This window comes from Agrobacterium sp. lyk4-40-TYG-31 (assembly GCF_030209855.1).
In the GTDB taxonomy this organism is placed as follows: Bacteria; Pseudomonadota; Alphaproteobacteria; order Rhizobiales; family Rhizobiaceae; genus Agrobacterium; species Agrobacterium vaccinii.
On the sequence record NZ_JARVRE010000020.1, the window covers coordinates 32,999 to 56,457 of the forward strand.

General features: G+C 54.6%; 25 protein-coding genes and 1 tRNA gene. 12 read left to right on the top strand and 14 right to left on the bottom strand.

Annotation, left to right across the window (positions count from 1 at the left end; genetic code table 11):
• Nucleotides 1-99: 99 nt before the first annotated feature.
• Entirely contained in the window at nucleotides 100-363 is a 264-nt protein-coding gene (locus QRN55_RS23600) for a hypothetical protein (RefSeq protein ID WP_284778539.1), read from the bottom strand.
• Nucleotides 364-454: 91 nt separating this feature from the next.
• Nucleotides 455-1,819 (bottom strand): SPOR domain-containing protein, encoded by a 1,365-nt coding sequence (locus QRN55_RS23605; protein WP_502871370.1) that lies wholly within the window; start codon nucleotides 1,817-1,819, stop codon nucleotides 455-457.
• Between the two features lie 588 nt (nucleotides 1,820-2,407).
• Between QRN55_RS23605 and QRN55_RS23610 the strand changes: the two genes are divergently transcribed.
• The 4 genes from QRN55_RS23610 (at nucleotide 2,408) to QRN55_RS23625 (ending at nucleotide 5,070) form a co-directional block, all read left to right on the top strand.
• Nucleotides 2,408-2,668: a hypothetical protein gene (locus QRN55_RS23610; protein ID WP_233123234.1), complete on the top strand. Its 261-nt coding sequence runs from the start codon at nucleotides 2,408-2,410 to the stop codon at nucleotides 2,666-2,668.
• A gap of 469 nt (nucleotides 2,669-3,137) precedes the next feature.
• Entirely contained in the window at nucleotides 3,138-3,500 is a 363-nt protein-coding gene (locus tag QRN55_RS23615; protein ID WP_111838494.1) for a hypothetical protein, read from the top strand.
• A 135-nt stretch (nucleotides 3,501-3,635) separates the two neighbouring features.
• Entirely contained in the window at nucleotides 3,636-4,616 is a 981-nt protein-coding gene (locus tag QRN55_RS23620; RefSeq protein WP_284778520.1) for a zinc-binding dehydrogenase, read from the top strand.
• A 103-nt stretch (nucleotides 4,617-4,719) separates the two neighbouring features.
• Entirely contained in the window at nucleotides 4,720-5,070 is a 351-nt protein-coding gene (locus tag QRN55_RS23625) for a DUF1304 domain-containing protein (RefSeq protein ID WP_284778521.1), read from the top strand.
• Nucleotide 5,071: 1 nt separating this feature from the next.
• Here the strand turns inward: QRN55_RS23625 and QRN55_RS23630 are convergent, their stop codons facing one another.
• From QRN55_RS23630 to QRN55_RS23680, 11 genes are all read right to left on the bottom strand, one after another.
• Nucleotides 5,072-5,254, bottom strand: coding sequence for a hypothetical protein (locus QRN55_RS23630; protein ID WP_112499971.1), 183 nt, complete (start codon nucleotides 5,252-5,254; stop codon nucleotides 5,072-5,074).
• Nucleotides 5,255-5,534: 280 nt separating this feature from the next.
• Nucleotides 5,535-5,762, bottom strand: coding sequence for a helix-turn-helix transcriptional regulator (locus tag QRN55_RS23635; RefSeq protein WP_284778522.1), 228 nt, complete (start codon nucleotides 5,760-5,762; stop codon nucleotides 5,535-5,537).
• 345 nt (nucleotides 5,763-6,107) lie between these two features.
• Nucleotides 6,108-9,182, bottom strand: coding sequence for a metallophosphoesterase (locus QRN55_RS23640; protein WP_284778523.1), 3,075 nt, complete (start codon nucleotides 9,180-9,182; stop codon nucleotides 6,108-6,110).
• Between the two features lie 366 nt (nucleotides 9,183-9,548).
• Nucleotides 9,549-10,313 carry a hypothetical protein gene (locus tag QRN55_RS23645; protein ID WP_284778524.1) on the bottom strand — a complete coding sequence of 255 codons (765 nt, stop codon included), beginning with the start codon at nucleotides 10,311-10,313 and terminating at the stop codon, nucleotides 9,549-9,551.
• Nucleotides 10,306-10,647, bottom strand: a complete 342-nt coding sequence (locus QRN55_RS23650) for a hypothetical protein (RefSeq protein WP_284778525.1) — start codon at nucleotides 10,645-10,647, stop codon at nucleotides 10,306-10,308. Before QRN55_RS23650 ends, QRN55_RS23645 begins: the two co-directional genes overlap by 8 nt.
• Nucleotides 10,648-10,911: 264 nt before the next feature.
• Nucleotides 10,912-11,154 carry a hypothetical protein gene (locus QRN55_RS23655; RefSeq protein ID WP_284778526.1) on the bottom strand — a complete coding sequence of 81 codons (243 nt, stop codon included), beginning with the start codon at nucleotides 11,152-11,154 and terminating at the stop codon, nucleotides 10,912-10,914.
• Nucleotides 11,151-11,417 carry a DUF5131 family protein gene (locus tag QRN55_RS23660; RefSeq protein ID WP_284778527.1) on the bottom strand — a complete coding sequence of 89 codons (267 nt, stop codon included), beginning with the start codon at nucleotides 11,415-11,417 and terminating at the stop codon, nucleotides 11,151-11,153. The genes QRN55_RS23655 and QRN55_RS23660 overlap by 4 nt, the downstream gene beginning before the upstream one ends.
• A gap of 60 nt (nucleotides 11,418-11,477) precedes the next feature.
• Complete coding sequence (locus QRN55_RS23665; protein ID WP_284778528.1) at nucleotides 11,478-11,951, bottom strand: GNAT family N-acetyltransferase; 474 nt, start codon at nucleotides 11,949-11,951, stop codon at nucleotides 11,478-11,480.
• Nucleotides 11,951-12,196 (bottom strand): hypothetical protein, encoded by a 246-nt coding sequence (locus tag QRN55_RS23670; RefSeq protein ID WP_284778529.1) that lies wholly within the window; start codon nucleotides 12,194-12,196, stop codon nucleotides 11,951-11,953. Before QRN55_RS23670 ends, QRN55_RS23665 begins: the two co-directional genes overlap by 1 nt.
• A gap of 2 nt (nucleotides 12,197-12,198) precedes the next feature.
• On the bottom strand, nucleotides 12,199-12,726 hold the full coding sequence (locus QRN55_RS23675) for a tyrosine-type recombinase/integrase (RefSeq protein WP_284778530.1): 528 nt from the start codon (nucleotides 12,724-12,726) through the stop codon (nucleotides 12,199-12,201).
• A 168-nt stretch (nucleotides 12,727-12,894) separates the two neighbouring features.
• Nucleotides 12,895-12,984, bottom strand: a tRNA-Ser gene (locus QRN55_RS23680).
• A gap of 259 nt (nucleotides 12,985-13,243) precedes the next feature.
• On the opposite strand from QRN55_RS23680, the gene QRN55_RS23685 reads away from it, so the two are divergent.
• From QRN55_RS23685 to QRN55_RS23720, 8 genes are all read left to right on the top strand, one after another.
• Nucleotides 13,244-14,302, top strand: coding sequence for a septal ring lytic transglycosylase RlpA family protein (locus tag QRN55_RS23685; RefSeq protein ID WP_502871371.1), 1,059 nt, complete (start codon nucleotides 13,244-13,246; stop codon nucleotides 14,300-14,302).
• A 139-nt stretch (nucleotides 14,303-14,441) separates the two neighbouring features.
• Entirely contained in the window at nucleotides 14,442-15,605 is a 1,164-nt protein-coding gene (locus QRN55_RS23690; protein WP_284778531.1) for a D-alanyl-D-alanine carboxypeptidase family protein, read from the top strand.
• 116 nt (nucleotides 15,606-15,721) lie between these two features.
• A complete protein-coding gene (gene tmk, locus QRN55_RS23695; protein ID WP_111838347.1) occupies nucleotides 15,722-16,384 on the top strand; it encodes a dTMP kinase in 663 nt (220 codons plus the stop codon).
• Nucleotides 16,381-17,406 (top strand): DNA polymerase III subunit delta', encoded by a 1,026-nt coding sequence (locus tag QRN55_RS23700; protein WP_284778532.1) that lies wholly within the window; start codon nucleotides 16,381-16,383, stop codon nucleotides 17,404-17,406. The genes tmk and QRN55_RS23700 overlap by 4 nt, the downstream gene beginning before the upstream one ends.
• Before the next feature lie 98 nt (nucleotides 17,407-17,504).
• Nucleotides 17,505-19,055 (top strand): methionine--tRNA ligase, encoded by a 1,551-nt coding sequence (gene metG / locus QRN55_RS23705; protein WP_284778533.1) that lies wholly within the window; start codon nucleotides 17,505-17,507, stop codon nucleotides 19,053-19,055.
• A 5-nt stretch (nucleotides 19,056-19,060) separates the two neighbouring features.
• Nucleotides 19,061-19,843 (top strand): TatD family hydrolase, encoded by a 783-nt coding sequence (locus QRN55_RS23710; RefSeq protein WP_284778534.1) that lies wholly within the window; start codon nucleotides 19,061-19,063, stop codon nucleotides 19,841-19,843.
• A 2-nt stretch (nucleotides 19,844-19,845) separates the two neighbouring features.
• A complete protein-coding gene (locus QRN55_RS23715; RefSeq protein ID WP_284778535.1) occupies nucleotides 19,846-20,664 on the top strand; it encodes an MBL fold metallo-hydrolase in 819 nt (272 codons plus the stop codon).
• Nucleotides 20,665-20,692: 28 nt separating this feature from the next.
• Nucleotides 20,693-22,474: a chloride channel protein gene (locus tag QRN55_RS23720; protein ID WP_284778536.1), complete on the top strand. Its 1,782-nt coding sequence runs from the start codon at nucleotides 20,693-20,695 to the stop codon at nucleotides 22,472-22,474.
• Nucleotides 22,475-22,577: 103 nt separating this feature from the next.
• On the opposite strand, the gene QRN55_RS23725 is transcribed toward QRN55_RS23720, so the two are convergent.
• Nucleotides 22,578-23,264, bottom strand: coding sequence for an alpha/beta fold hydrolase (locus QRN55_RS23725; protein WP_284778537.1), 687 nt, complete (start codon nucleotides 23,262-23,264; stop codon nucleotides 22,578-22,580).
• Nucleotides 23,265-23,459 lie beyond the last annotated feature (195 nt).

A 23,459-nucleotide genomic window follows, 5' to 3' on the forward strand; every position in this document is an offset into this window, starting at 1 on the left:
TTTCAGTCGATGTATTCCTGATAAAATAACCTAAAAGCAAACAGCAAAAAGCCCTGCGAAACACATGTCTCGCAGGGCTTTTTTATATGCCGTTAGATATCAGCGCAGGCGCAAATGAATCACGCTTTTGCCGGAGCGGGAAGCGATATGAAGATGTATCTTCGCTTCCGGCTGGTTGCTTCGCCAGGCGCGGGCGCCGTGGCAAAGCAGGAGATTAACGAGATCGCGTGTCTTGTGGCGCGATTTATTCAGGCCGAGATCGGCAATTCGCATTGCCGCTTCGTGGATCGGATGCAGCACGGAAAGACTTTGCTGTCTGCCTTTGCCCGCTGCCATGTCCGCATAATTTTCGTTGATCGCCATCTGGAAACCCTCGTTACACAATACAATTCGAGGAGTGGAACCGGTAATTCGTAGTTTGATGCTCATTACCGGCCCCGATACCGTCTGTCGCTTACTGGAGAGAAGCCCAGCAGCTGATGCCCTTCTTCTTCAAGAGGTTGCATGCATTGACCGCTTCATTCTGGCCGCCGAAGCCGCCGAAACGTGCACGGTACATCTGGGAGCCGTCCTTGCTAAAGGCGACCGTGAATGGTTTGGCAGTGCGAAGCAGACTGCCGCCCTTGTCCTGTGCTGCCTGAAGCAGGTTGCGTGCAGAGCCTTCATCCGGCGATGCGCCGATCTGAATGACCCAGCCAGCGCTGCCTGATGTTACAGGCGCAGGGACTGTAGATGCCGTCACGATGTTGTCGACCTTAGTGGAGTTCGTAACAAGCGAACGATCCGGCTTCATGTCGACTGGAGGAACGGGACGGGCAGGGGTCTTTGCGCGTGTCACGACATCCATGGCAGCGACAGCAGCATTGGCCTGAGCCGGTGCAAAAGCCGTAACCGGAGTCTCGTCTGCATAGCGTGCCTGCGGAACGGGTCCGGCATGCGGCAGCCCGGAAGGTTGTGTGGATGCGGCAACGGCCATTGGCTCTTCGAGCAGAGCAGATGGGGTAGCTGCAATCAGGTTGCTGTTACCACCGCGAGATGCCCGTGGAAGATATTCTGCAACAAGCTTACGCATCGTCGCATCACGAGCAGCGCTGGAACGACCGCCCAGAACAACGGCAACGATGGAACGACCGTCCAGCTGCGCAGATGTTGCAAGGTTGCTACCGGCAGCGCGCGTATAACCAGTCTTGATGCCATCGACGCCGCGAACGGTGCCAACGAGGCGGTTATGATTGCCGATGACCTGCTTGCCGAAGGTGAAGGTGCGGGTGTTGAAGTAGCCGTAATACTGCGGGAAGTGCTGACGCAGCGCAACGGAAAGACGAGCCTGGTCGCGCGCCGTCGTCATCTGCGCCGTATTGGGCAGGCCATGAGCATTGCGATAGGTCGTGCGGGTCATGCCCAGTGCACGTGCCTTTGCCGTCATGAGCCGTCCCCAACGCTCTTCCGAGCCGCCGAGATATTCGCCAAGTGCGGTCGCAACGTCGTTGGCAGAACGTGTGACCAGAGCAAGAATGGCCTGCTCGACCGTAACCGAGCCGCCTGCGCGGACACCCAGCTTCGATGGGGGCTCTTTCGCAGCGTTGGCAGAAATCGGAACTTTCGAGTCGAGAGTGATGCGGCCTGAGTTCAACGCTTCGAACGTCAGATACAGGGTCATCATTTTGGTCAGCGATGCAGGATAGCGCAAACCATCAGGGTCCTCACTATACAGAACCTTGCCGGTCCTGGCATCCAGAACGATGCCCGCATATTTGGGATCAGCTTTCGCGATCTGCGTGGTAGCGGTCGTTGCCGTCGCCATGGCGATCGCAAACATGAAAACCTTCACGCAAGACTTAGCGTTTACCGCTTGCCCGAGTACCTCAGATATTTTTTTGAACACGGTTGAACTCATTAATCGCATGCCACTGTTCCGTCCGACACGCCCCGCCAGACTTTTCACCCGCCAACTTTAGAGTGATGGCGTTACCAAGTGGTTTATGAATGGTATCTGAAGCCGATAAAATGCATGGCGTGATCAAAAGCGGTACAGGTCGTTCAAGTCTGTGCAGCGATGGCAATGCATATTGAAACACAGCGCGCCGATTGCTACCTGTCGCGAAACGAAGGATGCACCATGGCCTCACGCGATCGATATTCCCGCAAACTCGAATGTTCCAAATGCGGCCATAGCGGCTTTGCAGAAGCGTCCGAGCAGGATGAGAAGGCAAATCCCGATGTGGATTTTCGCATAGATGAAATGCCCAGGGGTTTTCGTGCGGAGCGTCCGTCGAGAAATCCAGCTGAGTACATGATACGCTGCGGGCAGTGCGGAAACATCTTCCGCTTCTTGCAAAGGGTGGCCTATGCGCCGGGTGGTGAACCACGAGCCAGCCAGCGTTGAGCATCCAGCCCGGAGTGCATTATGAGCACCGTTGACAATAACCAGAGACGAGACAGGCCACCGCCACGTAAAAAGCCGATCTGGCCGTGGCTGCTTCTGCTCGTCCTCACGCTCCTTGGTATTTACGCCTGGAACCGGGCGCACGAGCTTTTCGATGAATTCTCAAGAAACATGCCAACTGCCATCATAGAGTTGTTCGAAGACTTGCTGAAAGAAAATCACGAGAGCAGGCCTGCGCCGGGACTGGATGTATCGGCCCCGTCTCCCAGCCGCAGCTACTGACAGATTTCCGGCTGCAAACAAAAAAAGCCCCGCAATGGGCGGGGCAGGTTGGTCGCTCGGGGAAAGTCGGGCAAAGCCCTTGAGCGATGGCTCTTTCTATTTGAGATTTGCCAAATTGGGAAAGTGCACATCCAGCCGCATCGGTACGCTCGTTAAAAATAAGTCAGCAATCACGACATAATTTTTCTGACGGCATAAAAAAAGCCCCACCAAAAGGCGGGGCCAAGCTATGCCTGATTGGCTTTCAGGACTTGGGAGCTCCTCCCGTGGAGGAAGCAAATCAGGCATAGCGGTGGATGCCAGCGTGTGAAAGGTCATTGTGGTGGCGAACGGTACGCTTCTGGTTGAATTTCAAACCTTGGCGATACGCGTTTTCCGCGTTCAGCACTTGTTCATCACTGCCGTGCCATTTTGCGAGCATATTGAGCCGATACCCGAGACTGGTTCGGCTCACATGGAGAAGCCCGCAATGAAAAAGATTCTTCTCGCTACACTCGCTGCAATCATCGCCAGCGGCGCGGTGTTGACCAGCGTTCAGACTGCATCAGCTCAATATTACGATGGCCCATACCGCTATGACCGCCGCGGCCCGCCGCCACCTCCTTATCGTGACCCTCCGCGCAGACATCGCGACCATGACGGCAGAATTATTGCCGGTGGCATCGCAGCTGGCGTTCTGGGTGGCATCATTGGCGGTGCGCTTGCCAACAGCGGCCCTCGCTACGTGGAGCCACCACCACCGCCGCCACCAAGATGCTGGTTTGAGGATCGTCAGATCCGCAACGCCTATGATGGCGGCTGGCACACCGAAAGTTTCCGCGTTTGCCAGTAATGGCTGCACGACGAATGAGTTGATGAAAGCCGGCCTTTGGGTCGGCTTTTCTTTTGCGCCACCGCCACTTCATATCATCGCCTCATTGTTTTCGAAGGGTCTGATCAACATAGACTTGAAAACGAGGACAATATGATGCGCAGCGCAACACACGACGTTTTTGGCGAACCGCAGGACGTGCTTTCTTTAAAAGACGCGCCAGTCCCAAAACCTGGTGAAGGGCAGTTGCGCATACGCACGCTTCTTTCTCCCATCCATAATCACGACCTTTGGACGGTGCGCGGCAATTATGGATACAAGCCACCGTTACCCGGCGCGATCGGTGGCAGCGAGGCCGTCGGTATCGTTGAAGAACTGGGCGAGGGAGCAGATGCGTCTCTATTGGGTCGACGGGTCGCGGTAGCGGGTGTGCACGGGTCCTGGGCCGAGTATTTTCTCGCACCTGCGGCTGGCGTCGTTCCCGTGCCCGATACGATATCCGATGAAGCGGCCGCGCAGTTGATCGCCATGCCCTTCAGCGCCATCACATTACTGGAGTTTCTGGGCGTCAAGGAAGGTGACTGGATGATCCAGAACACCGCCAACGGCGCCGTTGGCAAGGCCGTCGCGATGCTTGCGCGGGCCCGCAATATTCACGTCATCAATCTCGTGCGTCGCGATGACGGGATCAAGGAACTGTCCGACCTCGGCATCATCAACGGTGTGTCGACGGCAAAGCCGGATTGGAAGAACGATGTGCGCTTACTGACCGGGGATCATCCGATCCGCGCCGGTGTCGATTCGATTGGTGGCACTGCCAGCAACGATATTGCCGAATTGCTTGGTGATGACGGTCTGCTGGTTTCCTTTGGATCGATGACCGGCGCGCCGATGCAGATATCCTCCGGTCCTGTCATTTTCAAACAACTGACCATCAAGGGTTTTTGGGGCAGCAAGGTCATTGGCTCCATGCCGACGGATGTCCTGCGCCGTCTCTTCGGTGAACTCATCAGTCTGGTGGAAGACGGCACGATCAAGCTACCCGTAGAGGGCATTTACGATTTGGCTGACATCGCCGATGCGGTGAAGGCGTCACTCGCTCCCGGAAAAGCCGGGAAAGTTCTGTTGAAGCCGTAGGACGTCAAGCGAGAGGCGCACGGCGGGGCGGTCAAAGCCGCTTCCGCACGCCGATGTTTGGTGCTAACTGGCAATAGGAGCATCACATCCGGGGGGATAGACTTTGATTGCCAATATTCTGATCGTGCTGATCGCCGCGCTGCATGTCTACATTCTGATCTTGCAGATGGCCTTTTGGACAAAACCGGCGGGTCGAAAAGCCTTCAGGCTTTCGCCGGAATTTGCAGAAAGCAGCAAAGTGCTTGCCGCCAATCAGGGTCTTTACAACGGTTTCCTCGCGGCGGGTCTGATCTTCAGCCTAACGCACGGCATCGCCGACAGAAGCGTCGCTATCTTCTTTCTGGTCTGCGTCTTGGTCGCTGGCATCTTCGGTGGCGTGACGGCGCATCGAAAAATCATGATCATTCAGTCAGCACCGGCGCTTGCTCTCGTTGCAGTGCTGGCCGGGGTCTGACTTACTTCGATGCTGCGGCGTGGAGGCGGGCGACGATGTAATCGTAGCTCTCCATCACCTGCACGCGCTCATTTCCAGCACGCAGAATGAGCGTGCCTTGCGCCATCGGTGAAATCTGGGTGACGTGGTCGAAATTGATGGCAAACTTCTGATTATTGCCCGCCGCTGTCACTTCAATCCACATCTTAAAGCCCTTTGAGAATCGTCAATTCCGGCTCTTATAAATGCTGCGATAAAAGCCGCCAATGATTCACGACAACAATTTGCAAGCATAAGCGCGCAAGCGTTGTATAGGCTGAAAAAACAGAAGAATAACTGGGGATGCAGGACGCGTATCGCCACAATCGGCAATGGAAAATCCTGGCAGATGGGGTGTCTGTCACACTGCTGATGCGGAGCGCTTTATTAATCGGTATTTCAGTCGCCGCGACGCTTCTAAGTACCCGCATTTATACCCGCAAATTTTACGCTGTTTTTTTTATCGGTTCGCCGCTTTGACGGCTCTCCTGCCACGCCTTCACGTCTGCAACACGCCATCGAACACAGTTTTCTCCGAGTCGAACCGGCCGTGGGAAATTACCAGCGTCTACCCAGCGGTAAAGCGTCGAAGATGCTACCTTGATGTTTGTCATTACCTCCTTGAGGGTGAGGTAACTGTCGAGCGCAACAAGATTTGTATGTTTGTCGGACATATTAAACTCCAGATATATGAAGGAAACCGGCTCGAAGCCGTTTTCTGTCCGCACGGGAGATAATGCTACGCCATAGGAAGAGATGTCAACCTCAAACACCCGGGTGGGAGCTAGTGATTGTCATCTAAAGCAGACCTCCATTTATTTTCCCCACGGCTCCGAGAATGATATCAACACATTCTTTAGCACATCGGTGTGTTCATTCAGGTGGTCAGACGTTCGTCAGCGGCTCCAATCCAAATGTGTTTTTTGGTGCTCCGATCGTCACTCAAGGGTATCTAGGCAGCCCGGGAATGAGGCCTTCCGCAAGCGCTTGAACGTTCGCTGCGGGTGGGCGGACGAAAATCATTTTGTCTCTGAGGGCTCTGTCGCAAAAAGATCTTGTTCCTCCATCCTGTCCAACATCCGTCTGATTAGCTTTGCACCAGGCACCTGCTTCTTTTCTGTACGCTTAGCTTGAATGGTCGCCACAAGCCGCTTGACTGCTTCTCGGTCCTTCGTCTGCAGTACCTCAGTTTCCAAATGAAACATCAGCGATGACAGCATCAGGCTTAGGTAGTAGGCGTTTTTGTCGATGCGTTTAATCATATCTGCGAGGGCCTCAGCCCACGCTCCACCTTTGGCCCTGAGTATGCATTGGAAGTTCATTAACTCAAGAATTCCAGAGCTCTCCTGATGACGCCTCGCGTTGAAGATCGCAGCCATCTTAGGAGATCCTAGAATTTCACCTACGGTTTCACCAACCGAGGCCGCCAATGCGACAGTGACATTGGTAATTGTCTGCGCTTCGTCTTCATCTTTCGTTACGGTATCAAAATCCAAAAAGGCGATCCCGCCCCACTTCAAATAGCTGTTGCGTGCTAGAACCGGAGCGAGCATACAGCCGACTTGGAAGCTGACGAGATGGCCCTTGAAGATACCGTCCAGCGCTGCGAGTTTTATATCGCCATCTACATCTTGGCTGTTGATTAGGGCGTCAGTCAACGTTCTTCCAGTGACAAAAACGTCTTTCTCAAGCTTCGTAAACTCTTGATATCTTACACGCTGGTCAGCAGTGCGGGCCTCGTCAATCAGAGATGTTTTGATCGCATCGATTTCAACAACTTGCCTTGGAGCCTTTTCAATTTCAGAAGCTACTGACGCCCACAACTTTTCGTCATCAGAACTATCAGGCCATATAGCAGCTTTAAGAGGGTCGAAGGTCTCATCAAAATATTTCTCGGCCCACTGCTCCAAGTAAGCGGTCATTTTCGCAGACAAATGTCTCACCAACAAGTCGTTGTCGGAGCTTAGGCCGGAAATGACATCGATAACAGCGGGACGGCTCAGATAGTCTTCTTTATCTAGGAAGGTCTGGAGAGCGGACGAACGGCTCGCAAGGTGTTTTCCTAGCAAAAAATCATGGAAGAAACTGTACTTCAGCGAAATCTTGTCTCCGAAGCGTTGGAACACGCGCGCCGACAGCATGTCATCAAGAAGGTCTTTTCCGTTGAACTCCGTAAGTGTTCTGGTTTTCAGGTTATGAATAAAATCGTGCCAGTCACGATCATCAAAAACAGAGACGCGGCGAGTGTATAAGTCAAACACAAATAGAGAAACGACATCGAGTTTGTTTTTTGGGTTGAAAGCCTCAGCGTAGGCATCGCTTGGCTTGCGTAGTACTTCGTCAAGATATCGAGCTAGGATATCAACACGGTTTAACGGGTGAAACTCGCCCTCTCGATGAAGAACCCGCAGATACATGATGACCGTCGGGGCTGTCAGCGGAATGCATAGGGCTAAAAGATCTGCGTAAACTTTGTCCACAATTTTGGAGATGAAAACCTGATCCCCGGTAGAGAAAACTTCGCACGCTAATGCTCGAATATCGTCTCGCGCCATGGGCCACAAATGTAGCCGTATTGCATCCTCACCTAATATCTGGGGCTGGATTGAGGACGTTATGCCCCTAGCAACGGTAATACCAATTATTCGAATGAACTTGTTGGTGGCTCTAATTTCTTTGATGAGGCGCTCGTCTGCCTCAAGGGACAGATTGTCAAGAATCAAAGTTGCAGAGCTGCCGCTGACCTGCTCAAATTCTTCTTCTAATTTTTTCTTGTAAGTCGGAAGTCGTCGAGCGTCCTTCCTGAGCGCGCGACCTCCTCGGTTGATAATCTCAAAAGCCAGCCGCTTAGACAATGATGTCGCGCCGTACTCGGGTTTCGCCTCAATCAGGAATGACTGATCTGACGCGACAACATCGATCACTGGCACCCTCTCAGACACTTTCTGTGAGGGTTCGTGGCTTTCTTGACTTATGCGCATTAAACGAGGTTCAGCATAAAGTCGTCTTCCCAACGGCGTATTAAAAAGGTCCTGTTCAAACTCGAGTTGAGCAGCACTCAGTGCTGGGCTCGCCACGGAGTTGCCAACTGGACCCGTCGCGGGGTTGGGGATGGCAGCAATCGATGTGCTTGCGTTACGGTTGTGCAGGACAAATCTCTTACTAAAGTCGTCCGTATCAGGAAAAATGCTTGGATCGGTCACCCAAACCTCCGTCGGAGTGCTAGAGTACTTGATGGGACTAACAATTAATTTTTCGCCATCGTAGCGACAGAACATTGCGGTGTTCGGCCATTTCTCTGTTTGATATGTCGCTCCAGCCGCTAAGTGTATCACGCTATCTGAATGAACGCCTACAATTTGTTCAGCGTTATTTTCGTGGAGATGCCCACTCAAAATCACGTCGGCAAAACTACGTATTGTGGTCTTGACCTTTGACTGCTCACCTGCCGCAAGCCAATCGAATGGATGATGGATCAACACTATCTTGAGCGCATTTATATCTCGAAAAGATTTTAGGCCATCGACGCTTCTACTTCCAACCCACAATTTTGCGTGGTCTTCGTCGTCTAGCGAGAATATGGCGGAGTTGATTGATGCGACTACAAGCTCTACTCCCCTTATTTCACGCGTTTGTGTCACGATGCATGTTGAATTGGACGGAAAGCAATGGACCGTATCGAAATAATCGTTGAACCAACGTAAAAATCCACCCTGACGTTGACGCAAGTGAGGAAGTTCTTCGTTCGGGTCAAAGTAACCGTCTGATTCCTCCTCCCGTAACGTTCTAGCTAACCCTTTTCCTTTTGATCTATCGACATCATGATTACCTGGAATGATAAACAAATCAGATTTACTTAAGGAAGTTATCGCTAGAAGCTTATCGAAAAAGCGTGTTGCTTGCGCGTATTCGGCATCTTTTCCAGAGAAAGCTATGTCACCGGTGACGAATATGACATCAGGAGTTCCATACCTTTTAATTAGGTTTGGCAACGATTCTATAAGCGCGTTTAGGACCCTATCCCGTTGATAATCATCGGAAGCCTTAATGTGCATATCCGAGATATGAAGCCAGTTTAATGATTTTCTATCCATCGCCGTAGAATCACTTATGTTAGATATTCTGCTGAACGATTTTATGACGATTTTGTACGACAACACTACTTAAAATTTATAATTTATAGCGCCTCTGCTTCTTCTAGGTGAGGAAGTACAATCACTAGTCTTTCTAGGGCACGGGAGATTTTATTGTCGCTTTCGCGGACTCCGTGTCACGTGTCATCGTTGGAATAGGTGTCTCTGATTGCGTCGCAATATTCGTCGGCCCTGCCTGGCGCGTGGCGGTCGGTTGGACCTTAATCCATTCGCGCAGGATCGACCGGAACATACCTTTACTCGCTCAACCGCAACGCCGAGTGCTGCTTTCCCGTTTCCTTCATCCGGTTAAATACGGGTTTTCCTTCAACCACACGCGGCGTGACCTGACGCGCTTGCCTGGATCTGGATCAAGCGCCCGCGATACTCGAACTGAATGGTGACCTTGCCAGTGTCGAATTCTTCCATCGGAGCGAATTTGGAGCAGCCGAACGCCAGCAGCGTTTTTCGGATATCATCACTGGCGGACGGCCCAGAGGTGGAATTGGAATAGGGCAGGGTCATTGCTGCATTCCCTTCTGCTCTCGCAAAACGCCAGGATGAAGGATGTCGCCATTTATCGCGCGGTAAGTGAGCGACCCATAATGTGCCGTCAACAAACAGTTCACTGCCGTCAGCTATGAACCGATCGGTTTGCTCGGGGTGAGCGGCGAGGACAGAAACGATCTGCCCCGCGAGCTCCATCGCAGGTTCGCCGGCTTGGAACCCGACCACAGTCGTCACCTCAGCAACGCGACGAATGAAATTTATCACCGCAGGCGTACCGCTCTCAATCGCCTTGTTGCGCTCAACGTAGGCTTCCGCGATCATGTCCTCTGCTTGATATGCCCGCTCTTGCCACGTCACCCGGCGCAGCGTGGTTTTGCAGTTTGGGCACGGCTCCGGCTGTGTGTCTCTCGCGGACACGGTGCCGTCAGCCGCATGGAGTGTCCGCTGGTAAAGTGAGAACTTGCAGTTATCGCAAGCCCACTGGCCGGGGACGTAAACTTCTGCTTTCAAACGTCCAAGTTCAGCCAGAGCGTGCCCTGGCTTCAGCAAGATTTTATCAAAGCTCCAATCCGTCTCAGACAAGGCCATTCTCCTTTAGAAATTCCTCGATGCCAGCGGGCTGCTCGGAGGATGTGAAAGATTGGATCATCGACGCAACGAGGCGTTCCCATGATCGGTCGTATATTCGGTCGATGCGGAACCACTGCCGCCCGCGCATCTGCGATTGCGTCATGGCCTTGCGAGAGATGCGGGTTAGCTTTCGGCTTCGTTTGTTGAGGGCCTTCCAGCGTATGCCGTACCGCTCAGGCATTGCCCGGTAGCATTTGCCGCAGATGATCCATGTCGAGCCGGGATGCTTCTCAGGCGCTGCAGTGCGGCGGCAGTTTGGGTTGATGCAGGCGATCCGGTCAGTCATGAAACCACCGGGTTAGAAAACGCCAAATCAACACGCGACGCTTGACCTGGTGCAAGTGGCCGTCGGGTCCGCAAGCGTCCGACTGGTCTGCTCTGGCGTCAGCACAGTTGACGTGCGGGAAGAACTGCGCGCCACGTACGGGACTGAAGACAAGCCTTGAAGGGTGCTCGCATCTTGGACCGTTCCACTCCCGCGGAATAACGTGACCAAATAAGGGTAGGTCAAAGCAGTGCTTGCATGTTTGGCAAATAGCAGGGCGTTCAATCATGACGGGCCATCTTCCGCATCGCGGCCAATCTTGTGGGGGCTATTCTGGCAGTAAACACGCCAGCCTTCGCCCGCGGATATCTCACCATCAAAGCCGCGCACCTTGACGATGCGAACAATGCAACGCCGCGCGGTTTTGTTTTGTGGCTGCTCCCCGTTTAGGTACTCAAGGTATGCCACGAAATTTGCGTAGGCCGAGCGGCGATTGGTGAGGCGGTAATCTAGGTTCGGATGGGTCATGACAGCGCTTTCGGAAACTGGAGATATTCGGTGCCGTACATTTCCCGGCCAGCAGCCTTCTTGCCCACACGGACCATAGTGACGGTGCCGAGATTGGTGACCGAGAACGGATTGCCGCCGCGCCGCAGATCCATGGACCGATAGGCTTCCATTGGCTTGATCGTCGGAAGGCGTACCGCAACGTCATGCGGCACCCATTCGCCCCACTGCTTGAACAGAAACCCGGATCGCCGCGTCGTGGTGTTGCACAACCATCCCAGCAATGGTCCGCTTAGCGTGACGAAGATGCGTATCGCCTTCGAAAACAGCCGCGTTGAGGCTCCCTACTTCCCGCTCGGTCGTTTCGGTCGGTACTTTGTGACCGTCAGAGATATCGATGGTGCGGTACTCAGCTTCGCCTCGCCCAGTCTCCCGCTGAAAATCCTGCGCGTACGTGCCGACGTGGCGGCCTTCGTCATCAGTCCCTCGCGTTGGAAGCCAAAATGCTCGTTGAAACGGATAGCATCGGTATTGTTGACTGAGACGAACGAATTTAGCCGCGGATAGTCGAGCTGTATAAAAACATAAGCAAATACTCGAATTATGAATTCGCGGTTGATCCACTTGCGACTGCCGTTAGACGCCACAGAAACCCAGCACCCGGTGTTGGTAAAACTGTCGAAGACGACAACGCCCTGAAAATCATCCTCCGCCTTCATTCCTATCGCTGACGCATCTTGGCGAAATTTGACGCCGGGGATGCGGTGCTGCGCCCACTCGAGCATTTCATCTACTTGATCATAGACGATTTCTCTCATCAACGGAGAACCTTCCGTTGAACCGCGGCTGCGACCGTCGCGAGGCGATTGGAAATTTCCTCGAGGTCTCTCAACATCGAGTTAAAATCATCCATGGTCGGAGCTGCTGTGATCGACTGGGTCTTGATCTTGGCGAGCTGCAGTAGGTCTTTCACATCCTCGATGCGCACCGCTGCCTTCTCTCTGTTTCCCGCGCGGGAGCCATCGAGCAACTCAAGCTTTTCAATCTGCTGTGGGGTTGTCATCTTTAGACGAACACAGCTGACATTCGCTGCCGGATTCGCTTCGCTGTTTCTACAGCGCCGCGCCTCTCGACCAGTTTCAAAAGTCCGAGGACGGTCGGGGGATCAATGCCTCTGATCGGTAGGTCACCAACCAGCGGGAACACATCTCGTTTCATGGTCGCCAACACTTCAGCAGCGTGCCGGTCCGTCCACGTGGGTTTGGTGTGTTCGTGCCACTCGAGCGCCATCGCCTGGAAGGTTTCGCCCGCCTGCTTCCGGCCAATGACCTTCTCGAGCTTCTTCAGCGCTGAGGGGTCTTTACCGTCTTTCACAAGCTTGCGCGCATCATCTCGCAACCGCCGCGCATCGACCAAAGAAACGTCAGGATAGGAGCCCAACACGAGCAGCTTTTCCTTGTCAGCGAAATAGTAGCGGTACCGCCAGCTCTTTGACCCTGATGTGGCAACAAAGAGGTGAAGACCATTCGTGTCTGCAAGCTTGTAGGGTTTGTCTTTGGCTTTGGCTTTTTTGATCGCTGTGTCTGTCAGCACGCTTGCTCTCGCTGTACCCGCTTTTCAATTCGAAAGTACCCGCTCTTGTACCCGCTTTTTCATGGGATTGTATGATAAAGGGTGGGAACGAATGGGAACACTGAAACCTAAAAAGGTGCGACGTGCAAGACAAAAACGGAACATATGGGAACGTATGCGAAACATACATGGCAGATGGGGTGGGATTCGAACCCACGGTACGCTCTCACGCACGCCGGTTTTCAAGACCGGTTCCTTAAACCACTCGGACACCCATCCGTGTTATGCGTGGCTTTATAACGGTTTGCGCTACTGCGTCAATCCGTCGTTGAGGGCTTTTCACCGTCGTATAACGGGCGGTCGGATTAACAAAACGGTAACCACGTTGGTTACAATTTTATCTAAATCGCACTGTCCGTTCGCAATTTCGCCATGTTGCGGGCAAGATTAAGCGGCTGTTAGGTGCTTCGATGTCAGGGGCATGATCATCGAGGCATGAGAGGGGTTGTCGTAAAGACGGCTCAAAGCAGCACGGGGCATGGATTTGAAATCTACGGTAACGAAAGTCGGTGTGGGCGCGAAGTGGCTCGGCATTGCGGTTCTATGCGCGGCGACAGCATCCTGTTCGACAACGTCGAAGACCGAAACCAAGCCTAAGCGGAGCAAGGAATATTTTTCTGAATCCGAGTATGGCGTGAAGGCCAGCCCGCGTGTTGCCGATGGTGCCAATATTCCCAAGGGCGGCGGGCGTTTCCTCGTCGGTAATGCCTATACCGTCAAAGGTCGCCGCTATTTCCCGAAGGAAGAACAGAATTACGACAAGTCGGGCCTTGCGTCCTGGTACGGCTCCGCATTCCACGGTCGTCTGACGGCGAATGGCGAGGCCTACGACAAAGAACATCTTTCTGCCGCGCACCCGACTTTCCCTTTGCCCAGCTATGCCCGCGTTACCAATCTGAACAACGGCTCCTCCGTCATCGTCCGCGTCAACGACCGCGGACCGTTCCACGAGGGTCGCTTGATCGATGTGTCCAGCAAGACCGCCGATCTCCTCGATATGAAGGCCACCGGCACGGCCAATGTTCGCGTCCAATATGTCGGTCGCGCACCGCTTGATGGCCATGACATGCCGTATCTGATGGCGTCCTATGCGCCGAAGGGTTCGCGTGGTCCGGGCATCAATCCCGAGGGACAGATTGCGACCGGTGTGATGGTCGCATCTGCTTCGGCAACCAATATTCCAATCCCGTCCAGCCCTGCCTATGGCGGCTCTGCGCAGATGGCGATGGTAGGCACGAAGAAAAATCAGGCGCTACAGGCTATGCCACTGGTCAATGGCCCGGCACCTGTGATGAGCCAGGGCTCCGAGCAATTCGTGATTCTGCCTGAGATCGGCCCGTTCCTCAGTGAGCGCCCGGAAGGCAATTTCCTTCGTGCGCCGACGCCAGCAGGCCGTTTCGCTTCAGCCTATTCCGAAGAAGCCGCACCTGTTTCAAAGGCCGCGAGCGCCTTCGACAAGGTTCTCGTCAATCGCGGGCAACTGACCGAAGCGTCCATTCTGAGCTTTGTGAAAAACAAGCAGGGCAAGGCACGCTGATTCCTTGCCTATACTGCCTGCCTCGAACCGACTATCTTCGACTGCGGAACGATTCAGAAAGTGTTTTCAGGCAAATTGCCTGAAAATGCTTCAAGTCGTTGTGCTTGCTGAAAGACACAGACTGGCGGGCTGAGACGTTATGCGCACACTTATTCTCCGACATTTTAGCGCACTCCTGATTGCTGCGGTCTGCATCCACACTGGCGCAGGCGCTGCATCGGCCCAAGCAACCATCACGGTCAAGGCGCAGCAGGCCTATATGGTCGATGCCGAGACCGGCACTGTCCTGCTTGCCATTGATGAAAACAAGCCGTTTGCGCCCGCATCGCTCGCGAAGCTGATGACCGTGGAAGTGGTGATGGATGCTCTCAAGCAAGGGCAGGTCAATCCTGAAACGGCGTATCCCGTGTCGGAATATGCCTGGCGCACAGGTGGTGCACCGTCGCGGACATCCACGATGTTTGCGGCACTGAAATCCTCCGTTCCGATCAATGATCTTCTGACCGGCATTATCGTGCAAAACGCAAATGACGGTTGCCTCATCGTCGCCGAGGGCATGGCGGGGTCCGATCCGGCTTTCGCAAAGCAGATGACCGAGCGGGCAAAGACGCTCGGCATGACAGCCAGCGCCTTTGCAAACTCGACTGGTTTGCCCGACCAAGTCAGCAGCACCACGGCGAAGGATATGGTTTTGCTGGCAAAGCACATTCACGACACGTCGGGGGATCGCTACGGCCTGTTCAGCAAGCCGGATTTCGAGTGGAACCGCATTTTCCAGCGCAACAAGAATTCGCTGATCGGTAACGGAATCGACGGGTTGGGATTGGGTTATGCCGAGGGCCACGGCTTTTCAGCTGTCGTTTCAGCTGAACGTGATGGACGCCGGATTTATCTTACTCTCGCAGGGATGGCGGATGACAAAACGCGGCAGGAAGAAGCGCGTCGTGTGGTGGAGTGGGGACTGACAGCTTTCGAAAAGCGCAGCCTGTTCCAGAAAGATGAGACCGTTGGCAATATCAGCGTCTACGGTGGCTCAGTTTCGGCTGTCGATCTGGCGGTGCACGAGCAGGTGAGCATTCTTGTGCCCATCAACAATCCCGACAGACTGTCCGGTCGCATCGTCTATAAATGGCCGCTCAATGCACCGCTGGAGGCCAATTTCAATGCGGCGACGCTGCGCATTTTCTCCGGCGAAAAGCTGCTGCGTGAGGTGCCGCTCTATACCAAAGCCGCGGTAGATACAGGAACGTTGACGCAGAATGCGACCGGCGCACTGAAAGAGCTGTTGTTCTTCTGGTTGTAGCAACATCGCACGGTTTGGCTGCGGTTTTCCGCAACGTGCTTTGGTGTCGATAGTTTCCCAATCCGCTGATATGGGTTACACACAGGCCGACGTATTGCGGAAGTCAGGAAGTTACATTGTCCGAAAACACTGGATTGTTCATCAGCTTCGAAGGCGGCGAGGGCGCTGGAAAATCCACGCAGATCACCCTTCTTGCAGAGACTCTGCGCAAGCGCGGACTTGATGTCGTCGTGACCCGCGAGCCGGGCGGTTCTCCGGGTGCGGAGGCCGTGCGCCATGTGCTCCTTTCGGGTGCCGCCGAACCTTTTGGCGTGCGCATGGAGGCCATGCTGTTTGCCGCCGCGCGCAACGACCATGTTGAAGAAGTCATCAGACCAGCGTTGAACAAGGGCTCCGTCGTTTTATGCGACCGCTTTCTGGATTCCTCCCGGGTCTATCAGGGTACGACGGGTAATCTGGAGCCTGAATTCATCGAGACCCTGCAGCGCATTGCCATCGACGGCACGATGCCGGATCTGACGCTTATTTTCGATATCCCTGCCGCCTCCGGTCTTGCACGGGCGCGTAAGCGGGCAGACGAGGGCGCGACGCCTGATAGGTTCGAGAAGGAAGAGCTGGAAACGCACGAGAAGCGGCGCGAGGCCTATCTCGATATCGCCCTGAACGAGCCGCGGCGGTGTCGCATCGTCAACGCAGATCAGCCACCTGAAAAGGTAACCGAAGACGTGTTGTTACTGGTAGAACCGCTGCTGGCGAACGTCACGGAAATTGCGGAATGAGCGAGGTTCACGGCGTTCTGGACGGAGCCATTCCGCCGCAGGAAAACCCGAAATTATTCGGTCATGACGAGGCAGCGCAGTTCCTGGCGCAATCCTATCGCTCGGGTAAGGGTCACCATGCCATCCTGATCGAGGGGCCGGAAGGCATTGGCAAGGCGACGCTTGCGTTCCGCTTTGCCCACCACGTGTTGTCTTACCCGGAGCCCGCGCTGGCGCCAGAAAATCTAGCTGACCCTGACCCGGAATCACAGGTCAGTCGCCAGATTGCGTCCGGCGCTTCCCATAATCTGCTGCACCTGACACGACCGGTTGATGAGAAAACCGGCAAGGTAAAGTCGGCCATTACGGTGGATGAGGTTCGAAGGGCAGGGCACTTCTTCTCCCAGACCTCCGGCACCGGCAACTGGCGTATCGTCATCATCGACCCGGCAGACGACCTGAATCGCAATGCCGCGAATGCAATCCTGAAAATTCTCGAAGAACCACCGAAACGGGCGCTGTTTCTGGTTCTTTCGCATGCACCTGGCAAACTTTTGCCCACCATCCGCTCGCGCTGCATGCCCTTACGTCTCCTACCGCTGGACAATCGAGATATGGAGCAAGCGCTGAAAAATCTCGGCCTGACGATGTCCGATGACAAGCGGTCATCGCTTCTTTCCGCCTCCAAGGGCAGCGTTTCGCAAGCGCTAAAGCTTCTGAACTACGGCGGCTCTGACATCGTGGATGTGTTCAGCGACGTCATGGCGGCGAGCGGTCCTTCGGCGCGAAAACAGATGCACAAACTTGCTGACGTGCTGGCCCAGAAGGACGGCGACATCGTTCTCGGCTTCTTCATGGACCATGCAACCGAAACACTGATGGACAGAGCAAGGGCTGCGGCCATGGCAGGCGATATCAGTGCCGCCGAGCGTCATGCTCGCCTGTCGTCGTCGCTTTCAGAACGCATCACCATCGCGCAGGCCTATAATCTGGACAAGAAGCAGATGGTGCTTTCCATTCTGGAAGACATGCGCGCTGTTTGACAGTCCGTCAATTTTGTACGGCTTTTGCTTTCGCTTGCGCGAACAATAGGCTAAGAGCGGTCTATCTCAAAAACAGACCGTAAAGCCGATCGAGCGTCATGACAGACAAGACACCTTTCTACATCACAACAGCGATTTCCTATCCCAACGGCAAGCCGCATATCGGCCATGCCTACGAGCTGATCGCAACGGATGCCATGGCGCGTTTTCAGCGTCTGGATGGTAAGGACGTCTTCTTTCTGACGGGTACCGACGAACACGGCCAGAAAATGCAGCAGACGGCCCGCGCCGAAGGCATTACGCCGGAAGAACTGGCGCAGCGCAACTCAGATCAGTTCCGCGCCATGGGCAAGCTGCTCAACGCCTCCAATGACGATTTCATCCGCACCACGGAAGAACGTCACCACGAGACCTCGCGCAGCATCTGGAACCTGATGGCCGATAATGGCGACATCTATAAGGACAGCTATGCCGGCTGGTATTCCGTGCGTGACGAGGCCTACTATGCCGAGGACGAAACGGAAGTACGCACTGACGGAGTTCGATATGGGCCACAGGGCACACCGGTCGAATGGGTCGAGGAGGAAAGCTACTTCTTCAAGCTGTCCGAATATCAGGACAAACTGCTGAAGCTCTACGAAGAGAACCCTGATTTCATCGGTCCGGCCGAGCGCCGCAACGAAGTCATCTCTTTCGTTAAGTCCGGTCTGAAAGACCTTTCGGTTTCGCGCACCACCTTCGATTGGGGTATCAAAGTTCCCAATGATCCGAAGCATGTGATGTATGTGTGGGTCGATGCGCTCACCAACTACATCACCGCGACCGGCTATATCGAAGACAAGAACGGTCCACGTGCCAAATACTGGCCTGCCGACGTGCATATCATCGGCAAGGACATCATTCGCTTCCACGCGGTGTACTGGCCTGCCTTCCTGATGAGCGCTGGCTTGCCACTGCCCAAGCGCGTTTACGCCCACGGCTTCCTGCTCAACAAGGGCGAGAAAATGTCGAAGTCTGTCGGCAACGTGGTCGATCCCGTCGATCTGGTGAACCATTTCGGGCTGGATCAGGTGCGTTACTTCTTCCTGCGCGAAGTCTCCTTCGGACAGGACGGAAGCTACAGCGAAGACGGAATCGCCACCCGCATCAATGCCGATCTGGCGAATGGAATTGGCAACCTTGCCAGCCGCTCATTGTCCATGATCGTCAAGAATTGCGATGGTCAGATTCCGACACCCGGCGCGTTTACCGATGAAGACAAGGCCATGCTGGCCGCCGCTGATGCGCTACACGCGACATGCAGCGACGAAATGGGCAAGCAGATGATCCACAAGGCGCTTGCCGCGATCATTGCTGTGGTGTCTGAAACTGACCGCTACTTTGCGGGTCAGGAGCCTTGGGCGTTGAAAAAGACTGACCCAGAGCGCATGGGCACGGTACTTTACGTGACTGCGGAGGTGGTTCGCCAGATCGGCATTCTGCTTCAGCCGTTTATGCCAGGCTCCTGCGAAAAGCTGCTCGATCTCGTTGCTGCACCTGCGGACAAGCGTGATTTCGCAGCCTTGGGTGAGGGCGGTCGTCTCGTTCCCGGCACACCGCTCGAAGCGCCGAGGCCGGTCTTCCCGCGTTACGTGGCGCCAGAGGCTTGAAGCCGATGCTGATTGATACCCATTGCCATCTGGATTTTGCTGATTTCGATGCGGAGCGCGACGATATCATCGCGCGCGCTCATGCATCCGGCGTCAGCCAGATGGTGACGATCTCCACCCGCGTCGCGCGTCTGCCGGAACTGCTGAAGATCGCGGAGAAATATCCCTCAGTCTTCTGCTCTGTTGGCACGCATCCCAACAATGCCGACGAAGAACTCGACATCACGGCCGACGATCTGGTGCGGCTGGCGAACAGCCATGAGAAGATTGTGGCCATAGGCGAGGCGGGTCTTGATTATTTCTACGATACGCAAAAGCCGGAAGATCAGAAAACCGGCCTGCGACGCCACATCGAAGCTGCGCGCATCACGAAGCTTCCGCTCGTCATCCACAGTCGCAGCGCTGATGACGACATGATTGCGATTTTGCGCGAAGAAAGCGCGAAGGGTGCTTTTCCTTTCATTCTCCACTGCTTCTCAGCCGGTCAGGAACTGGCGAATGCCGGTGTGGAGCTTGGCGGTTACGTCTCCTTCTCCGGCATTCTTACCTTCCCGAAATCGCAGGACATTAGAGATATCGCCGCGACCGTTCCGCTGGACCGGCTGCTGGTGGAAACAGATGCGCCGTATCTTGCGCCCAAGCGCTGGCGCGGTAAACGCAATGAGCCATCCTACGTCGTCAACACAGCCGAGGTTTTGGCAGAGGTGCATGGCGTGTCCTATGAGCGAATGGCTGACGTCACCACGGAAAACGCTTTCCGCTGCTTTTCCAAGATGACGAAGGTGTAGTTTTGGCAGGCTATCGGCGTCGCTTCACGATACTGGGTTGCGGCTCGTCGCCGGGCGTACCGCGTATCAATGGTGACTGGGGCGCCTGTGATCCTGCAAATCCCAGGAATATGCGCACCCGTGCGGCCTTCATGGTGCAGCAATTTGCTCCCGATGGTGGCATCACGACCGTTGTGATCGACACCGGGCCGGATCTTCGCGCGCAGCTGATCGTCGCCAGGGTAGAACATTTAGACGCCGTGATCTATACCCACTCCCATGCCGACCACCTCCATGGCATCGATGACCTGCGCGGATATTTCATTTCCAGCCGCAAACGGATTCCCATCCACGCCGACCCGACGACGATGCAGCGCATTCGCGATGGCTTTCCCTATTGTCTGGAAACACCGCCGGGCAGCAACTATCCACCCATCGTCGAGCCGCATATCATCCACGACATGGACACGGAATTCGAGGTTGCCGGGGCAGGCGGCACTATCAGTTTCAAGCCACACATGCAGCAGCACGGCGACACGCACTCGCTGGGTTTTCGCATCGGCGATGTTGCCTATTGCACCGATGTCAGCGACTTTCCGCCCGAGTCCGTGGAAAAGCTGATGGATATCGACGTGCTGGTGATCGATACGTTGCAGTACCGTTTTCATCCCAGCCATCTGTCGCTTGAACAGTCGCTGGATTGGATTGCGAAGCTTCGAGCCAAGCGCGCCATACTAACCCACATGCACACGCCGCTAGATTATGACACAGTCATGCGGGAAACGCCCGACCACGTAGAGCCGGGTTACGACCAGATGCGCTTCGAGATCGACCTGATTTGACCTGATCTCGGACTGCCAAGGAAAAACGATGTCGACCAAGCCTTTCCGTGCACCCACTATGGCAAGCTTCTTCGATAATCTCCGCTCAAGCCGCCTGCGCGCGGTTTTCCGGCGCGGCGAAGTCGCGTTGGTCATACTGGCTTTGTTTGTGGGCGCGGCGGCGGGTCTTTTCGTCGTCCTCATCGGCGCAATCACGACCTTTCTCCACACGCTCGTCTTTGGCGTAGAGCGATTGAGCAGCAGCGACCTGTCCGGCTGGATCGTGCTTCTCGGGCCGCTGGCCGGCGGTATCATTCTCGGCACCATCATTTTCATTATCTCGAAAACCCGCAAGAAACCGATGATCGACCCCATCGAGGCAAACGCCTTGCACGGCGGTCGACTGTCTTTAACCGATAGCGTCATCGTCTGCTTGCAGAACATCGTTTCCAACGGATTTGGCGCATCCGTGGGGCTTGAGGCCGGTTACACACAGGTCGCCAGTGGCGTCGCATCGAAGCTCGGCGTCAATCTCAAGCTGAGGCGAGGCGACATGCGTATCCTGGTCGGCTGCGGCGCAGCAGGTGCCATCGCTGCGGCCTTCAATGCGCCGCTGACAGGCGCGTTCTATGCCATAGAACTCATCATCGGCACCTACACCATCGTCACGCTCGCGCCCTTGATCGTTTCAGCGCTGGTCGCGACCATCGTAGCTGGCCTGTTGTCCCAGCATGGCCTCAGCATCGATATCGTAGGCCACAGCGCCGTGACGCCACCAGATTATATTCCCGCGATATTTCTGGGAGCGGTCTGCGCAGGCATCGGCATCATTCTCATGCAGACCGTATCTTTCATCGAGGAAACAGCCCGGAAAAGCCGCATCCCGATCTGGCTTAGGCCAGCGTTAGGCGGCATTGCTGTTGGCGCACTGGCATTGATTTCGCCGCAGGTTTTGTCCAGTGGCCACGGCGCGCTGCATCTAAACCTCGATGCGGCCATGACGGTCTGGGCATTGAGCGGATTGTTTGTTCTGAAAGCCGCTGCCAGTGCCATTTCGATTGGCTCGAACTTTCGCGGCGGCCTGTTTTTCGCATCGTTGTTCATGGGCTCGCTGCTGGGCAAAATTTTTGCGATTTTTGCGCCCTATATCGGTTACGGCGATACCCAGCCCATCGTCTACGCCGTCATCGGCATGAGTGCCTTCGCAGCCGCAATCATCGGCGGACCCTTGACCATGACGTTCCTGGCGCTGGAACTGACGGGCGACTTCCAGATCACCGTTCTGGTGCTGGCAGCAGTCATGACGACTTCGCTGGTGGTGCGCACGACCTTCGGATATTCCTTCGCCACATGGCGCTTCCACCTGCGTGGCGAAAGCATACGCAGCGCCCACGACATCGGCTGGATTCGTGACCTGACCGTTGGAAAGATGATGCGCGCCGATATCAGAAAAGAAACCGTCAGCATCGGCCTGCCAGCTTTCAAGGAAAAGTTTCCTCTCGGCTCGACCCAGCGCGTCATCATGACCCACGACGACGGACGCTACGCCGGCATCATCCTCGTGCCGGAAATCTACGCCGATCCCATGGAGCGGGATTCCAAAACGATCAGCCTCGAAACCTATCTGCGCTACAAGACAGACGTACTTCTTCCCACCATGAACGCCCGCCAGGCCGCGGCCTTGTTCGACACCACCGAAAGCGAAGTGCTGGCCGTCGTCAACGACAAGATAGAGAACAGACCCATCGGTCTGCTAACCGAAAGTCACACGCTACGGCGATACAGCGAAGAACTCGACATCAGACGCCGCGAGGCGTCCGGGGAGATATAAGTTTGAAGGAAGGTTTATCTCTAAGTAATTGATATAAAATACTGTATTGAATTTAAAATCTACAAAGCTAGATGGTTTGAGACACTCGGCTTATTCCTTGGCGCTATCGTGTTCCACGCAAAAGACCTGCAAATTTCAGGATAAACCGAGCTGCGTCTGGCGCTCTAGACTGAAGAAGAAAGTGCGGTCCATCAATTGTTGAAATCGTCTCGGAGACCAGTTCAAAATCTTGCGACATTCTTGCGGGCACCAACCGATCCTGCGTGGCTAGAAGATAGATAAATGGCAGAGACAATTCTTTCAGTTGGTTACGCATGTCGACCTTCAGAACTTCTCTCAACCGACCGGCAAAGGTTCTTGCGGGTACGAGATTCACAGCGTTCTGAAACCTTTCCGTGAACATCTTGCTCGACCATCGACCCATTAGGAGTGGCTGTATCAACCAAGCCAGGAATGGTGATTTGAACGGTATGATTCTTACCAAGTGGGGCAGAAACAAAGGCAAACGCAGAGGCGATCGCGCAAATGTCGCAACGAAGACGATGCCTCTCAAACCCACGGGCTTTTGCGACGCCAACATAATTGCAAGTGGACCAGCAAAGGATTCCGCCACCACAATGAAATCATCACTCGGAAGTTTGTCTTTCACCCAACTTAGAAGATCGTCATATAGATAGCGGTCTACAGGATACTGGATAACCGAAACCGCGTTCTCTTTGGCAAGAATACTCTCTAGCTCCGTAAGAAGAAGCCCAGTCCCATCCAGTCCTGGTAGAATGATGATTTTCATATCACTATCGCTCATGAGCCTGTGCCGCGAGAGCAATCTTGCAAAGAGTGGCAACGATGTCGAGCGTTGTGATGAACCTCAAGTTCCGGCAAACGCATCACATCAAAAAGTTCCATAATATATGTTATGCGATCTTTATGTGTAGCCGCAAAGTTAAAGTGTCCTGTTTCTGCAAAGTTGGAATGTCACACTCCC

Coding starts and splice junctions, on each gene's coding strand:
- QRN55_RS23600 (WP_284778539.1), bottom strand. CDS start 363: ATGGCGATCAACGAAAATTATGCGGACATGGCAGCGGGCAAAGGCAGA.
- QRN55_RS23605 (WP_502871370.1), bottom strand. CDS start 1,819: ATGTTTGCGATCGCCATGGCGACGGCAACGACCGCTACCACGCAGATC.
- QRN55_RS23610 (WP_233123234.1), top strand. CDS start 2,408: ATGAGCACCGTTGACAATAACCAGAGACGAGACAGGCCACCGCCACGT.
- QRN55_RS23615 (WP_111838494.1), top strand. CDS start 3,138: ATGAAAAAGATTCTTCTCGCTACACTCGCTGCAATCATCGCCAGCGGC.
- QRN55_RS23620 (WP_284778520.1), top strand. CDS start 3,636: ATGCGCAGCGCAACACACGACGTTTTTGGCGAACCGCAGGACGTGCTT.
- QRN55_RS23630 (WP_112499971.1), bottom strand. CDS start 5,254: ATGTGGATTGAAGTGACAGCGGCGGGCAATAATCAGAAGTTTGCCATC.
- QRN55_RS23635 (WP_284778522.1), bottom strand. CDS start 5,762: ATGTCCGACAAACATACAAATCTTGTTGCGCTCGACAGTTACCTCACC.
- QRN55_RS23640 (WP_284778523.1), bottom strand. CDS start 9,182: ATGGATAGAAAATCATTAAACTGGCTTCATATCTCGGATATGCACATT.
- QRN55_RS23650 (WP_284778525.1), bottom strand. CDS start 10,647: ATGACTGACCGGATCGCCTGCATCAACCCAAACTGCCGCCGCACTGCA.
- QRN55_RS23655 (WP_284778526.1), bottom strand. CDS start 11,154: ATGACCCATCCGAACCTAGATTACCGCCTCACCAATCGCCGCTCGGCC.
- QRN55_RS23665 (WP_284778528.1), bottom strand. CDS start 11,951: ATGAGAGAAATCGTCTATGATCAAGTAGATGAAATGCTCGAGTGGGCG.
- QRN55_RS23670 (WP_284778529.1), bottom strand. CDS start 12,196: ATGACAACCCCACAGCAGATTGAAAAGCTTGAGTTGCTCGATGGCTCC.
- QRN55_RS23685 (WP_502871371.1), top strand. CDS start 13,244: ATGGATTTGAAATCTACGGTAACGAAAGTCGGTGTGGGCGCGAAGTGG.
- QRN55_RS23690 (WP_284778531.1), top strand. CDS start 14,442: ATGCGCACACTTATTCTCCGACATTTTAGCGCACTCCTGATTGCTGCG.
- QRN55_RS23700 (WP_284778532.1), top strand. CDS start 16,381: ATGAGCGAGGTTCACGGCGTTCTGGACGGAGCCATTCCGCCGCAGGAA.
- metG (WP_284778533.1), top strand. CDS start 17,505: ATGACAGACAAGACACCTTTCTACATCACAACAGCGATTTCCTATCCC.
- QRN55_RS23710 (WP_284778534.1), top strand. CDS start 19,061: ATGCTGATTGATACCCATTGCCATCTGGATTTTGCTGATTTCGATGCG.
- QRN55_RS23720 (WP_284778536.1), top strand. CDS start 20,693: ATGTCGACCAAGCCTTTCCGTGCACCCACTATGGCAAGCTTCTTCGAT.
- QRN55_RS23725 (WP_284778537.1), bottom strand. CDS start 23,264: ATGAAAATCATCATTCTACCAGGACTGGATGGGACTGGGCTTCTTCTT.